This is a genomic window from Haloechinothrix sp. LS1_15 (genome assembly GCF_033042135.1).
Classification (GTDB): Bacteria; Actinomycetota; Actinomycetes; order Mycobacteriales; family Pseudonocardiaceae; genus Haloechinothrix.
Genome location: NZ_WBXM01000008.1, coordinates 69,391 through 83,534, shown reverse-complemented (window position 1 = coordinate 83,534; position 14,144 = coordinate 69,391). Strand labels below are relative to the sequence as shown.

The 14,144-nt window shown below is 68.3% G+C and carries 12 protein-coding genes; 9 read left to right on the top strand and 3 right to left on the bottom strand.

The features are described 5' to 3' along the window. The first annotated feature begins 26 nt into the window (after positions 1–26). On the top strand, positions 27–1,529 hold the full coding sequence (gatB, locus tag F8178_RS13745) for an Asp-tRNA(Asn)/Glu-tRNA(Gln) amidotransferase subunit GatB (RefSeq protein ID WP_317495169.1): 1,503 nt from the start codon (positions 27–29) through the stop codon (positions 1,527–1,529). Here the strand turns inward: gatB and F8178_RS13740 are convergent. From F8178_RS13740 to F8178_RS13730, 3 genes are all read right to left on the bottom strand, one after another. Further along, complete coding sequence (locus tag F8178_RS13740; protein ID WP_317495168.1) at positions 1,526–2,713, bottom strand: PQQ-dependent sugar dehydrogenase; 1,188 nt, start codon at positions 2,711–2,713, stop codon at positions 1,526–1,528. The genes gatB and F8178_RS13740 overlap by 4 nt on opposite strands. A 52-nt stretch (positions 2,714–2,765) precedes the next feature. Further along, entirely contained in the window at positions 2,766–3,044 is a 279-nt protein-coding gene (locus tag F8178_RS13735) for a WhiB family transcriptional regulator (RefSeq protein ID WP_317495167.1), read from the bottom strand. Positions 3,045–3,424: 380 nt separating this feature from the next. Then, positions 3,425–3,910 carry a PH domain-containing protein gene (locus F8178_RS13730; protein WP_317495166.1) on the bottom strand — a complete coding sequence of 162 codons (486 nt, stop codon included), beginning with the start codon at positions 3,908–3,910 and terminating at the stop codon, positions 3,425–3,427. Between the two features lie 459 nt (positions 3,911–4,369). Here F8178_RS13730 and F8178_RS13725 point away from each other — a divergent pair, with 459 nt between their 5' ends. The 8 genes from F8178_RS13725 to F8178_RS13690 all read left to right on the top strand — a co-directional run bounded on the left by F8178_RS13725 (position 4,370) and on the right by F8178_RS13690 (position 14,124). Further along, the gene (locus F8178_RS13725) at positions 4,370–6,223 is read left to right on the top strand and encodes an acetolactate synthase large subunit (protein ID WP_317495165.1); all 1,854 of its coding nucleotides are present in this window, start codon (positions 4,370–4,372) and stop codon (positions 6,221–6,223) included. Positions 6,224–6,334: 111 nt separating this feature from the next. Continuing rightward, positions 6,335–6,841: an acetolactate synthase small subunit gene (gene ilvN / locus F8178_RS13720; protein WP_317495164.1), complete on the top strand. Its 507-nt coding sequence runs from the start codon at positions 6,335–6,337 to the stop codon at positions 6,839–6,841. 83 nt (positions 6,842–6,924) lie between these two features. After that, positions 6,925–7,917: a ketol-acid reductoisomerase gene (gene ilvC / locus F8178_RS13715; protein ID WP_317495163.1), complete on the top strand. Its 993-nt coding sequence runs from the start codon at positions 6,925–6,927 to the stop codon at positions 7,915–7,917. 11 nt (positions 7,918–7,928) lie between these two features. Then, a complete protein-coding gene (locus tag F8178_RS13710; RefSeq protein WP_317495162.1) occupies positions 7,929–8,231 on the top strand; it encodes a DUF397 domain-containing protein in 303 nt (100 codons plus the stop codon). Between the two features lie 304 nt (positions 8,232–8,535). Further along, positions 8,536–10,131, top strand: coding sequence for a phosphoglycerate dehydrogenase (gene serA, locus F8178_RS13705; RefSeq protein WP_317495161.1), 1,596 nt, complete (start codon positions 8,536–8,538; stop codon positions 10,129–10,131). A gap of 146 nt (positions 10,132–10,277) precedes the next feature. After that, the gene (locus F8178_RS13700; RefSeq protein ID WP_317495160.1) at positions 10,278–11,327 is read left to right on the top strand and encodes a 3-isopropylmalate dehydrogenase; all 1,050 of its coding nucleotides are present in this window, start codon (positions 10,278–10,280) and stop codon (positions 11,325–11,327) included. A 303-nt stretch (positions 11,328–11,630) separates the two neighbouring features. Beyond that, positions 11,631–13,307, top strand: coding sequence for a citramalate synthase (cimA, locus tag F8178_RS13695; protein WP_317495159.1), 1,677 nt, complete (start codon positions 11,631–11,633; stop codon positions 13,305–13,307). A gap of 34 nt (positions 13,308–13,341) precedes the next feature. Further along, complete coding sequence (locus F8178_RS13690) at positions 13,342–14,124, top strand: fumarylacetoacetate hydrolase family protein (RefSeq protein WP_317495158.1); 783 nt, start codon at positions 13,342–13,344, stop codon at positions 14,122–14,124. The last annotated feature ends 20 nt before the right edge of the window (positions 14,125–14,144 follow it).

The following is a 14,144-nucleotide window of genomic DNA, read 5'->3' as shown; positions in this document are numbered from 1 at the left end:
CGGTTGTGACTGCGAAGGCTGAATCGATGAGCGACACAATGGACTACGAGGACGTGGTAGCGAACTTCGACCCCGTGCTCGGGCTCGAGGTGCATGTCGAGCTGTCCACCGCGACGAAGATGTTCTGCGGCTGCCCGAACGCCTTCGGCGGCGAGCCCAACACCCACGTATGCCCGACATGCCTCGGGCTACCCGGCGCGTTGCCGGTGGTCAACGGCACCGGCGTCGAGTCGGCCATCCGTATCGGGCTCGGGTTGAACTGCGAGATCGCACCGTGGTGCCGGTTCGCGCGCAAGAACTACTTCTACCCCGACATGCCCAAGAACTTCCAGACCTCGCAGTACGATGAGCCGATCGCCGTCAACGGCTACCTGGACGTGGAGCTCGGCGACGGTGAGACGATCCGTGTGGGGATCGAGCGTGCCCACATGGAGGAGGACACCGGTAAGTCGTCGCACGTTGGTGGTGCCACGGGGCGGATCCACGGCGCGGACTACTCGTTGCTGGACTACAACCGCGCGGGCGTTCCGCTGATCGAGATCGTGACCAAGCCGATCACCGGAACCGGTCGGCGCGCGCCCGAGGTCGCCAGGGCGTACGTCACCGCGTTGCGTGACCTGCTGCGCGCGATGGGCGTGTCGGACGTGCGGATGGACCAGGGCTCGCTGCGGTGCGACGCGAACGTCTCGCTGGCACCGAAGGGCTCGGCGGAGTTCGGCACCCGTAGCGAGACCAAGAACGTGAACTCGTTGCGCAGCGTCGAGCGGGCGGTCCGTTACGAGATGACCCGGCAGGCGGCCCTGCTGGCACGGGGCGAGAAGGTGGTGCAGGAGACACGGCATTTCCAGGAGACCGACGGAACGACCTCGCCGGGGCGCCCGAAGGAGACCTCGGAGGACTACCGGTACTTCCCGGAGCCGGATCTGGTGCCGATCGCGCCGAGCGCGGCCTGGATTGAGCAGCTGCGGGCCACGTTGCCGGAGCTGCCGTGGGAGCGCCGCAAGCGCATCCAGGCGGAGTGGAACCTCACCGATGAGGAGCTGCGCGACCTGGTCAACACCGGCGCCGCCGATCTTGTGGCGGCCACTGTGGACGCGGGAGCTCCGGTCGACGACGCGCGCAGCTGGTGGGTGCAGTACCTGACCGAGCAGGCCAACAGCCGGGAAGCCGAGCTGGCCGAACTCCCGATCACGCCAGCTCAGGTCGCCAGGGTGATCGAGCTGGTGGCCGAGGGCACGTTGACCACCAAGCTCGGTCGGGAGGTCGTGCAGGGGGTGCTCGCCGGTGAGGGTGATCCGGATGAGGTCATCAGCGCACGCGGGCTCGAGGTGGTTTCCGATGACTCCGCGCTCACCGCGGCGATCGACGAGGCGCTTGCCGCGCAGCCCGATGTGGTCGACAAGATCCGGGGCGGCAAGGTGCAGGCCGCCGGCGCGATCGTGGGTGCGGTCATGAAGGCCACCAAGGGGCAGGCCGACGCCAAGCGGGTGCGCGAGCTGATCCTCGAACGCTGCGGCGTGGTCGGTTAGTCCGCGCCGCCCGCTGCCGCTTCCGGCCTGGGCAGCAGCACGACCCGGTCGTCGCTGGAGACCGGGTCACCACCTGCCCGGTTGACGGTCCCGGCCACGGCTACCTCCTCGGTGATCAGGTCCACGTCCGAGATCCTGCCGTAACCCAACCCGTCGTCCTCGCCGACGACGTGCGGTTCCGCGGTGATGGTGCCGTCGGGGTCGATCGGCATGGTTTGCACGTTCCCCGCCTGCGAGGCGGTCACCATGACCATGTCCGACCAGTCGGCGCAGCCGGCCACGCCCGGCCGGTCCTCCCAGGTCCACGCCGGGTTGGACAGGTCCTCGCCGGGTTCGATGTGGTGGAGCCGGTCGGCGTCCGGGGCACGATCGGTCACCCAGGAGCGCGACCCGTCCGCGGTGCTGCACAGACCACCGGGAGAGTGGAGCCCACTCGCGATGACCGGCGACCCCGCGCGGGGGTTGCCCGCAGCCGGATCCCCGGTGTCGTCGATACGCAGTACTTTGCCCGCCAGCGAGTCGGGATCGGCCGCCGCCTCGGGATCACCGGCATTGCCGGTGGCCACCAGCAGTGCCCCGTCGGGATCGGTGGCCAGCGCGCCCGCATTGCCCTGTTCCCCCTTGGGGATCCCGGTCAGTACCGGCGATGGATCGGAGTCCGCTGCGAACCGCACCACACGGTTGTCCTCCTCGGTGGTGATGTAGGCGTAGACCAGCTGGTCGGAGTCGTAGCTCGGTGACAGCGCCAGGCCGGTTAGCCCCCCGTCGCCCGCCGCGTCGACGTCGAGCGTGGTGACCTCTTCCGGCTCGGCCCCATTCGTGGCGCGGTACAGGGTGCCTGACTCCCGCTCCCCTGCGAGGGCTGCTACCTCGACGCCCATGCTCGGCAGCGCAGCCACTGCCCCGACGGGGTCGAGGCAGGTGGCGATGACGGCGGGGTCGTGATCGGTGCAGCCGTCCGGTGGCGGGATCGAATCGCGTTCGTTGCCCTCCTGCTCCGCCCGTCCCTGGGCTTCCGGCAGGTCGGGTTGCGGCCCACGTTCCGGCGTGAGCTCCGGGGCCGCTTGCCACTGGCCACCCGCGTCCGACTCGTCGAACGTGGCGCACGAGGCCAGCAACAGGGCCCCCGACGCGGTCAGCGCCGTAAGCAGCGTCCTGGTCCCGGTGCGGCTCGTGGTGCTCACGACTCCCCAGGGTAGGGCTACCCGCGTGAATCCCTGGTAATGGTGTGGCCGGTCAGCGGCGGGTACCGGTGACCCCGCTGCGATGGGCGCGGCGCCGCCAGACGAGCTCGCGCCGCTCGGTGGCGGTCGTCCCGCCGAAAATGCCGTGATCGAGTCCTTCGGTCAGCGCGAACTCCAGGCACTGTTCCTGCACCGGGCAGCGCCCGCAGATCGCCTTCGCCTGCTCGATCCGCTCGGCGTCCGGGCCTACCTCGGAGATCGGGAAGAACAGCTCAGGGTCCGAGTCCCTGCAGGCGGCACGAAGCCGCCAGTCCGTTGCCGTGCGTTCCATCTCGTGCCGCCTCCTCTCGGTGTTCGTTGCTGGTCACTGTCGCTGGCCTGCGTGTCTCGCGCACGCCGTTCGCTGTGGCTGGGGCATGTCACCGCCCGCACGTCCCGCGGCTGGCTTACGCCGCGCACGCGCGGGTTACGGGCTCGTGATGCCGCTCGTCGTGATGATCCGGTGGTGTCGGTGCGCGTATCGACGGGCGTGCGCCCGCACGTGCCGGTTGCCCGCACGGGGCCACCGGTGCCGTTCAACGTTTCGGGCTTGACTGATGTTCCCTGAGCCGGCGGGCCGGTGACGGATCGGAGCGTGGTGCTGGCCACCTTCCGTCGCACCTGCCCGCGCTCGGCGACTATTCGGGACTAACCCAGGCCGTGCGGCCCGCCCTAGGATACCTCGGAGGCCCTGGATGGCGCAGCCGGTCGCGGCCGGGGCTCCGTCGGGTCGCTGATCCTGCCCCCGCTCACCAGCGACAGCACCGGAAGGTGGCGGACGCGCACCGAGGGAAGCGAGACCTGACGGCCGTCGGTGAGCACGGCGCGCACCGTGGACTTCCCGGTCAGCGCCAGTCCGCTGAGGTCGGACCAGCGCAGGAATCGGGTGCCGAACGTGGTGCGCACGGTCAAGCCGTTGCCGTCGGCGACGGTCTGGGTGCGGAACAGCCAGACGATGAAGGCGATGGGGAACAGGTAGAGCACCGACAGCGCGGGCAGTGCCATCGCGAGGGGGGTCGCGCACACGACGACGAGCAACGCACCGAGCACGGCGGTCTTCGGCATCCGCATGACCGCCCGCTTGTGCTGCGGCTGTGATGCCTGCTGGGAGGCCGGTTTCCCTGCTTCCTGGTTCCGTGCGTCGCCGGTGGTGCTCACGCCGTCCATGGTGCCTCGTGGGGTCGCACACACTGCCGCCGGGGTGTTCCGTCGTGGCCCGGCGTCCCCGGGGTGTAGCGCCGCCCACGCCGCCCACGCGGCCACAGCGCGCGAGGTGACACGATCGGGGGATGTGGGTGTGACCAGTATCTGGGAACACAGTCCCGCCAAGTTGACACCCGGCTCGTGGGGCGGCTAGCGTGCGAAGCATGCAGCAGCGAGTGGGACTCGTAGTAATTCTCCCGCGCGTCGACGGCGCGTGAGGAGGCGATCTCGCCTCGCTGCTGTCGACGCGCTACCCTCGTTCGACCGGACGGTCGGCGAGGGTTTTTTCGTGCGGTGGGCGTGTGCTCGCCGCACGGTAGCGGCAACGACGGCGATTGCCCGGCAACCGGGACGACGATCGCCTGCGGTGCCCGTGCCACCTATCCGGACCCAGCGACCAACGAGGCAGAACCGATGACAAGCGCCACTCCGAGAGCGAGCTCGCAGCCACGGCAGACGCATCCGGCTCCGCACGGAAGGCTCGATTCCCGCCCCAAGCCGGCACCGCCCGCCGGGGCACCGGTACGGGTCACCGGGGCGCAAGCGCTCGTGCGTTCCCTCGAGTCGGTGGGGGCCGAGGTCGTGTTCGGGATCCCGGGCGGCACCATCCTTCCCGCGTACGACCCGTTGCTCGACTCCACGAAGCTGCGGCACGTGCTGGTGCGTCACGAGCAGGGAGCGGGCCACGCGGCGACCGGGTACGCACAGGCGACCGGCAAGGTCGGGGTCTGCATGGCTACCTCGGGCCCCGGCGCGACGAACCTGGTCACACCGATCGCGGACGCGCACATGGACTCGGTGCCGATGGTGGCGATCACCGGGCAGCAGACCCGCGCGCTGATCGGCTCGGATGCCTTCCAGGAAGCCGATATCTGCGGCATCACCATGCCGATCACCAAGCACAACTTCCTGGTCACCGATCCGGCCGAGATCCCGCAAGCCATCGCCGAGGCCTTCCACCTCGCTAGCACTGGCCGTCCCGGTCCGGTGCTGGTGGATATCCCGAAGGACGTGCTGCAGGAGTCCACCTCCTATTCCTGGCCCCCTGAGATGCACCTGCCCGGTTACCGGCCGACGATGCGCCCGCACGGCAAGCAGGTGCGCGAGGCGGCCAAGCTGATCACCTCCTCCCGCAGGCCCGTGCTCTACGTGGGTGGCGGCGTGATCAAGTCGCAGGCGTCGAAGGAGCTGGCGGAGCTCGCCGAGTTGACCGGTATCCCGGTGGTGACCACGCTGATGGCCCGTGGTGCGTTTCCCGACTCGCATCAGCAGCACCTCGGGATGCCAGGGATGCACGGCACCGTCGCTGCGGTCGCCGCGATGCAGCGCTCCGACCTGCTCATCTCGCTCGGCGCGCGGTTCGATGACCGGGTCACCGGTCAGCTGTCCACATTCGCGCAGGACGCCACGGTGGTGCACGCCGACATCGACCCGGCGGAGATCTCCAAGAACCGCAAGGCCGACGTGCCGATCGTCGGCGACTGTCGGGAGATCATCGGTGAGTTGATCACCGAGTTGCGCGGGGAGATCGACAGTTCCGGGAGGCCGGACTTCGGCGCGTGGTGGACCCAGATCGATTCCTGGCGCGAGACCTACCCACCAGGCTATGAGTGGCCGGAGGACGGATCGCTGTCGCCGCAGTACGTGATCGAGCGACTCGGCGCGCTTACCGCCCCGGACACCATCTATGCCGCCGGTGTCGGTCAGCATCAGATGTGGGCCGCGCAGTTCATCAGCTATGAGCGGCCGCAAACCTGGATCAACTCCGGCGGTCTCGGCACGATGGGCTTCGCGATCCCCGCGGCGATGGGGGCGCAGTTCGCCTACCCGGATCGCCAGGTGTGGGCGGTCGACGGCGACGGCTGTTTCCAGATGACTTGCCAGGAGCTGGCGACCTGTGCCATCGAGGGAGCGCCGATCAAGGTCGCTGTGATCAACAACGGCAACCTCGGCATGGTCCGCCAGTGGCAGAACCTGTTCTATGACGAGCGGTACTCCAATACCGATCTGGGTACCCACATGCACCGCGTCCCCGACTTCACGCTGCTCGCAGAGTCGATGGGATGCGCGGGACTGCGCTGCGACTCCAAAGACGGCGTCGACGAGGCGATCCGGCGTGCCAACGAGATCAACGACCGGCCCGTGGTCATCGACTTCATCGTGGGCAAGGACGCGCAGGTGTGGCCGATGGTGGCCGCGGGAACCGGCAACGACGAGATCATGGCCGCCAGGGGTATCCGCCCGCTGTTCGACGACGACGAGGTCTGACGGCACGCCCGTGGGCGAGCACGGTGAACACGAGCGAGCCCGGTCGGTACCGGCGAACGCAGGCCGGGGCACTGGGCACGCGCTGACGGGGGTTTGACAGGAGGCACGTACGTGAGCACTCATACCTTGAGCGTGCTGGTGGAGAACAAGCCTGGCGTGCTGGCCAGGGTCGCGGGGCTGTTCTCCCGGCGCGGTTTCAACATCGATTCGTTGGCCGTCGGTCCGACGGAGAATCCCGAGATCTCCCGGATGACCATCGTCGTCGCGGTCGAGGACCTGCCGCTCGAGCAGGTGACCAAGCAGCTCAACAAGCTGGTGAACATCATCAAGATCGTCGAGCTCGAGGAACCGGGCTCGGTGCAGCGGGAGCTGTTGCTGGTCAAGGTGCGGGCCGACGCGACGGTGCGCAGCCAGGTTCTGGAGATCGTGGACCTGTTCCGCGCCAGGGTCGTCGACGTCTCTCCGGAGGCGGTGACCATCGAGGCCACCGGGCCGGTCGACAAGGTCAACGCGCTGCTGCGCATGCTTGAGCCGTACGGGATCCGCGAACTGGTCCAATCGGGCATGGTCGCCATTGGCAGGGGACCGCGGTCCATCACGGGGTCGACGACCCGGTAACCGCCTCGTCGCCGTTGCCAGGCCCCCCGCACCGCGGGCGCAACCATAGAACCCACACAACCGAAAGGAAGTAGACAGCCCCCATGTCAGTCGAAATGTTCTACGACGACGACGCCGACCTCGGCCTGATACAGGCGCGCACGGTCGCGATCATCGGCTACGGCAGCCAGGGTCACGCGCACGCGCTCAGCCTGCGCGATTCCGGGGTGGACGTCCGGGTCGGTCTTCCCGAAGCCTCCAAGTCGCGTGCCAAGGCGGCCGAGGAGGGCCTGAAGGTGGTCACCCCGGCCGAGGCAGCGGCCGAGGCGGACCTCATCGTGCTCCTGGCTCCGGACACGGCGCAGCGCGAGATCTACGCCAACGACATCGCGCCGAATCTGCGCTCGGGGGACGCGCTGTACTTCGGGCACGGCTTCAACATCCGCTACGGTCTCATCCAGCCGCCGTCCGATGTGGATGTCGCAATGGTCGCCCCCAAGGGCCCGGGGCACCTGGTACGCAGGCAGTTCACCGACGGCAAGGGGGTGCCGTGCCTGATCGCCGTCGAGCAGGATCCCAGCGGCGGCGCGCAGGCACTGGCCCTGGCCTACGCCAAGGCGATCGGCGGCACCCGTGCCGGGGTCATCAAGACCACCTTCGCCGAGGAAACCGAGACCGACCTGTTCGGTGAGCAGGCCGTGCTCTGCGGCGGTGTGAGCGCGCTGATCCAGAACGCCTTCGAGGTCCTCACCGAGGCTGGTTACGCGCCGGAGATCGCGTACTTCGAGGTGTTGCACGAGCTCAAGCTCATCGTGGACCTGATGTACGAGGGCGGTATCGCCGGGCAGCGGTACTCGGTCTCGGACACCGCGACCTACGGCGACCTGACGAGGGGGCCGCGCGTGATCACTCCGGCGGTCAAGGAGGAGATGCGCAAGGTCCTGACCGAGGTGCAGGACGGCACATTCGCCAAGGAGTGGGTCGCCGAGGACGAGGCGGGTCGCCCGAACTACACAGCGCTCGAGCAGAAGGGCGCCCAGCACCCCATCGAAGAGGTCGGCAGTCGGCTGCGCAGCCTCATGGCGTGGGTGCGCTGAGAGGTGTGGACATGAGCGACGAGCAGCCCACCCAGGATCCGCCGGAGGCCGAGCCGGTTGACGACAAAGCGCACATCCGCGATGAGATCGATCTGAGCAACGCGGAGTGGCAGCGGCCGTTACCGGACGACGTCGATCCGGACGAGCTCGAGGACGCCGTGGAGATCGCGTTCGTCCCCCACACCGACGGCGTCACCTACGTCGCGATGCGGCAGGCTTCCGAGCCGGACGGCACGATCCTGGTGTTCACACCGAGTGAGTGGGAGGCGTTCGTGCTCGGGGCGAAGGACGGCGAGTTCGACGAACCCTGGTAGGCTCGGTGAGCGACATCACACCGGGCGCTGTTGTCGCCCGGTGTGATGGTTCACCGTCCGGTGCGATGGTGTGGGCTTCACCTGCTGGAGAACGCGGCGGTCGCCACGATCGACCACCGGCGTGTGAAGTATCCGACTTGTCAATGTCGGTGCGTCCGCCGATAGACTCTGCCGGGCTGGTGTTCCGTCGCCGTAACCCAGTCGTGCGGGCCGCCCGCTGTGTACACCGTGCGCGAGTTCACCCGGTCCAGCGGTGCGACCGGCCCGCCGTACTGCTCAAGTCCCGACAGACCGGAGGCACTTTGTGACCGCATCAAGTCGTCCCGTTGTCCTGCTCGCTGAGAAGCTTGCGCCGTCCGTTGTGGACGTATTCGGTGATGAGGTCGAGATCCGTCACGTCGACGGTACCGACCGTGCCGCGCTGCTCGAAGCTGTCGCCGAGGCGGACGCGCTTGTGGTCCGTTCCGCCACGCAGGTGGACGCCGAGGTGCTCGCGGCGGCGAAGAAGCTCACCGTCGTCGCGCGCGCGGGTGTGGGCCTCGACAACGTCGAGGTGCAGGCAGCCACCGAGCGCGGTGTGATGGTGGTGAACGCCCCGACCTCGAACATCGTCTCCGCTGCCGAGCACGCGGTGGCGTTGTTGCTTGCCGTGGTCCGTCGCGTACCAGCCGCCGACCAGAGCCTGCGGGGTGGCGAGTGGAAGCGCAGTGCATACACCGGCATGGAGCTCAACGGCAAGACCGTCGGCGTGGTGGGACTCGGCAAGATCGGCCAGCTGTTCGCCCAGCGAGTGGCCGCTTTCGGTACCGAGCTCATCGCCTACGACCCGTACGCGTCGCCTGCACGGGCCGCGCAGCTCGGGATCGAGCTGGTCGACCTCGATGAGCTGCTCGGCAGGGCGGACATTATCTCGATCCACCTGCCCAAGACCCCCGAGACCACCGGGCTGATCGACGCCGACGCCCTGGCCAAGACCAAGAAGGGCGCGATCGTGATCAACGCCGCGCGCGGTGGCCTGCTCGTCGAGGAGGCCCTGGCCGATGCGCTCGACAGCGGCCAGATCGGTGGGGCGGGTGTCGACGTCTTCGCCACCGAGCCGACCACCGAGAGCCCGCTGTTCGGCAAGCCCAACGTGGTGGTCACCCCCCACCTCGGGGCCTCGACCAGCGAGGCGCAGGACCGTGCGGGTACCGATGTCGCCCACTCGGTGCTGCTCGCGCTGCGCGGCGATTTCGTGCCGGATGCGGTGAACGTGGCCAGTGGTGGCACGGTCAGCGAGGAGCTGCGGCCGTACGTGCCGCTCACCCAGAAGCTGGGTGTGGTGCTGTCGGCGTTCAGCTCGACCGCACCGACCTCGGTGCAGGTCATCGTCAGCGGTGAACTGTCGAGCGAGGACGTCAGCGTGCTGCCGCTGGCGGCCATGCGCGGTGTGTTCGACCCCGTCGTCGAGGATCAGGTGACCTTTGTCAACGCGCCGCGGCTGGCTGAGGACCTCGGTGTCGCGGTCGACGTCGAGACGCGCTCGGAAAGCGAGATCTATCGCAGCGAGGTGACCGTTCGGGCGGTCCACGGCGACGGCACCGTGCTGTCGGTCTCCGGTGCGATCACCGGCCTCGACGAGGTGGAAAAGCTCGTCGAGGTCAACGGCAGGCACTTCGACATCCGCGCCGAGGGCAACATGTTGCTGCTCGAGTACCCGGACCGGCCCGGCGTGCTTGGCAGGATCGGTACGCTGCTCGGCGAGGCAGGCGTGAATATCGAGACCGCTCAGGTCAGCCAGACGTCCGAGGGCAACGCGATCCTGCTGATGCGGGTGGACCGTCCGATCGACAGCACTGTGCTCGATCCCATCGGCACCGCCGTCGGCGCGCGTACCGTCCGATCGGTCACGTTCGACTGACCGGGTGACGCGAGTGTGCTCGGGCCGCTGTAGCGAGATCCGCGAACACGGGTGAGCTGCTTACGCGTATGCTTTCTACGCAGGGTAGTCTGCCGTGCTTGGGGAGCCTGTGACACAGCGGAATCCTTACTAGACGGAGGTGTTGGATGCGGCTCGCGGTGATCCCGGGTGACGGGATCGGTCCCGAGGTCGTGACGGAGGCGCTGAAGGTCCTCGGGGAGGTCACCCCCACAGCGTCCGACCTGGAGATCACCAACTATGACCTCGGCGCCGCGCGGTGGCATTCCACTGGCGAGCTGCTGCCGGAGTCGGTGATCGGGGAGCTACGCCAGCACGACGCGATCCTGCTGGGCGCGGTGGGTGACCCCTCGGTACCGAGCGGCATCCTGGAACGTGGATTGCTGCTGCGACTGCGGTTCGAGCTGGATCATCACGTCAACCTCCGGCCGGCCCGGCTGTATCCGGGCGTGGCCGGCCCTCTCGCCGATCCGGGTGAGATCGATATGGTGGTGGTGCGGGAAGGCACCGAGGGTCCGTACGCGGGCAACGGGGGCATCCTGCGCAAGGACACCGAGCACGAGATCGCCACCGAGATCAGCCTGAACACGGCGTTCGGCATCAAACGGGTCGTCGCCGACGCGTTCGCCAGGGCTGCGCAGCGGCCCCGCAAGCACCTCACGCTGGTACACAAGACCAACGTGCTCGAGCACGCGGGCTCGCTGTGGTCGAGGGTCGTGGAGGAAGCCTCCATGCGGCACCCGGACGTCACGGTGGACTACCAGCACGTCGACGCAGCCACGATTCACCTGGTGAACGATCCGTCACGGTTCGATGTCGTGGTGACCGACAACCTGTTCGGCGACATCATCACCGACCTGGCGGCCGCGGTCACCGGTGGTATCGGCCTAGCCGCTTCCGGGAACCTGGATGTCACCAGGGCCAACCCGAGCATGTTCGAGCCGGTGCACGGCAGCGCGCCGGACATCGCGGGACAGGGCATCGCAGACCCGACGGCTGCGGTGCTGTCCGCGGCGCTGTTGCTGGACCATCTCGGGCACGCCGAGGCGGCGCGCCGGATCGATGCCTCGGTCGCGTTCGACCTGGCTACCCGGGACCACTCGGCGCCTGGCACGACGCAGGCCATTGGGGACAGGTTGGCGGCGCTGGTCTCGTCGAACACCCGGCCGGACGGCTGAGCGCCGGACTCCCCATGGGGACACGGTCCATGATGTGAGACGGGGCGCCCATGTGATGGGTGCCCCGTCCGTGTCCCTTCCCGGTATGGCATGATGGCTTCGATGCCGTATCCAGCAGTCATGATTATTCGTAGGCGCGTCGAGTAACGCCCCCAGGCACTCGGCGCGCAGACCTCTCGCATGTCGCGGGGGGTCCTTTTTTTGTTGGCTGTCCGGTTACGGCACGAGACCAACGGCAGGGCGGCCGTGGCGGGACCACGGCACGGCACCGCTGCCCGGAACCGGATGATTCGGGAGAGAATCGTGATGCGCTCGGAACCCGCAGATACGCCGCTCGGCGACGAATTCCACGTCTACGACACCACGTTGCGTGACGGTGCGCAGCGAGAGGGCATCTCGTACTCGGTCACCGACAAGCTGGCCGTGGCGCGATTGCTCGACGAGCTCGGCGTCGGGTTCATCGAAGGTGGCTGGCCCGGTGCGCTGCCTTCGGACACGGAGTTCTTCCGGCGAGCGGCCTCTGGCGAGCTGCCGCTGAAGCACGCGGTGCTGGTCGCTTTCGGGTCCACGCGGCGGGCGGACACACCCGCCGACGCCGATCCCCAGGTCCGGGCGCTGCTCGACTCACAGGCGCCGGTGATCACGCTGGTCGCCAAGTCGGATCGCAGGCACATCGAGCGCGCCCTTGGCGTGGACGTCGACACCGCCTGCGCGATGGTGGCCGACACTGTGGCGTTCCTGGTTGGCCAGGGGCGCAGAGTCTTCCTGGATGCCGAGCACTTCTTCGACGGCTACGCCCACGATCCCGCCACGGCGCTGCGGGTGATCGAGGCGGCAGGGCACAGTGGTGCTGACGTGGTCGTGCTGTGTGACACCAACGGTGGCCAGCTGCCACTGCAGCTGGCGGAGACGGTACGTGAAGTACAGGAACGGACCGGGCTGCGGCTGGGGATCCACTGCCAGGACGACACGGCCTGTGCGGTGGCCAACAGCATCGCTGCCGTGCAGGCCGGGGCCACCCACGTGCAGTGCACCGCCAACGGTTACGGCGAACGAGCGGGCAACGCCGACCTGTTCGCGGTGCTCGGCAACCTCGTGACCAAGCTCGGCATGCAGGCCCTGCCGCCGGGCGGAGCCGCCGAACTGACCCGCGTGTCCCACGCGCTCGCCGAGATCGCCAACATCGCCCCAGACACCCACCAGGCCTATGTCGGTGCGTCGGCGTTCGCGCACAAGGCGGGGCTGCACGCCAGTGCCATCAAGGTCGACCCGCTGCTGTACAACCACATCGACCCGGGAGTGGTCGGCAACGACATGCGGGTGTTGGTCACCGAGATGGCCGGTCGTGCGAGCCTGGAACTCAAGGGCCGCGAGCTCGGCGTGGACCTGGCCAGCAGGCCGGTGGCGCTGAGCTCGGTCGTGGACAAGGTGAAGACTCTCGAATCGCGTGGCTGGTCGTTCGAGGCGGCCGACGCCTCGCTCGAGCTGCTGTTACGCAGGGAGATGGACGGTGCCGCCGAGGAGGGAAGTGGCGGGCAGCACGCTCCCGACCTGCCGTTCGAGCTGGAGTCCTACCGGGTCGTGCTGGACCACGACTCCAGTGGCGAGGTCATCTCCGAGGCCACCGTCAAGGTGGCGGTGTCGGGGGAGCGGGTGATCTCCACCGCCGAGGGCAACGGTCCGGTCCACGCCCTCGATGCCGCGCTGCGTAAGGCACTGTCGCCTTACCTACCCTGGTTGGCGGACGTGGACCTGATCGACTACAAGGTGCGGATCCTCACCCCGGGCGGTGGCTCGCCCAAGGAGCAGGGGCATCCTGGCACCGACGCGGTGACGCGGGTGCTGATCGAGAGCACGGACGGCGAGCAGGAGTGGACCACCGTGGGCGTGCACGAGAACATCGTCGAGGCCAGCTGGATGGCGCTGTGTGACGCGCTGGTGCACAAGAGCATGCGCCAGGCCCGCGAGCCGGGGGCGTGAGCTGCGGCGCGTCCGGTGGCTTAGGCTCACCACTATGCGTCTAGCTCGTATCGCCCATCCCGACGGTGTCGCCTTCGCCTCCCTGGAGGGGGATGTCGACGGTGACGAGGCCACGGTGCACGAGATCGCGGAGCACCCGTTCGGTACCCCGAGCCACACGGGCCGGAGCTGGCCGCTGGCCGAGGTCCGGCTGCTCGCGCCGATCCTGCCCACCAAGATCATCGCGGTTGGGAAGAACTACGCGGAGCACGCCGCCGAGTTCGGTTCGGAGGTACCGGAATCGCCGGTGATCTTCATGAAGCCCTCGACGAGCGTGACCGGCCCGAACACGCCGATCAAGATGCCCGCCAGCTCGGAGCGGGTCGACTTCGAGGGCGAGCTCGCGGTGGTGATCGGTCGACCGGTCAAGAACGTGCCTGCGAGCAAGGCAGCCGCGGTGGTGCGGGGGTACACGATCGCCAACGATGTCACCGCGCGTGACCAGCAGCGAGCCGACGGGCAGTGGACCCGCGCTAAGGGCTACGACACGTTCTGCCCGCTCGGTCCGTGGATCGCCACCGACATCGACCCGGCGGACCTCGAGATCAGCACCGAGGTGGACGGCGAGGTCAAGCAGGCATCGCACACCGCGAAGATGGTGCACACCGTTGGCGAACTGATCGAGTTCGTCTCCCACATCATGACCCTGCTCCCCGGCGACGTGATCCTGACCGGTACTCCGGAAGGTGTCGGCCCCCTCACCGAGGGTAGCAACGTGACTGTCACGGTGTCGGGAATCGGCTCGCTGAGCAACCCCGTCCAGGCGGACTCGGACTGATCTCGCGTGGCGAGCCGATG

Coding starts and splice junctions, on each gene's coding strand:
- ilvC (WP_317495163.1), top strand. CDS start 6,925: ATGTCAGTCGAAATGTTCTACGACGACGACGCCGACCTCGGCCTGATA.
- F8178_RS13690 (WP_317495158.1), top strand. CDS start 13,342: ATGCGTCTAGCTCGTATCGCCCATCCCGACGGTGTCGCCTTCGCCTCC.
- F8178_RS13725 (WP_317495165.1), top strand. CDS start 4,370: ATGACAAGCGCCACTCCGAGAGCGAGCTCGCAGCCACGGCAGACGCAT.
- F8178_RS13710 (WP_317495162.1), top strand. CDS start 7,929: ATGAGCGACGAGCAGCCCACCCAGGATCCGCCGGAGGCCGAGCCGGTT.
- F8178_RS13735 (WP_317495167.1), bottom strand. CDS start 3,044: ATGGAACGCACGGCAACGGACTGGCGGCTTCGTGCCGCCTGCAGGGAC.
- F8178_RS13700 (WP_317495160.1), top strand. CDS start 10,278: ATGCGGCTCGCGGTGATCCCGGGTGACGGGATCGGTCCCGAGGTCGTG.
- gatB (WP_317495169.1), top strand. CDS start 27: ATGAGCGACACAATGGACTACGAGGACGTGGTAGCGAACTTCGACCCC.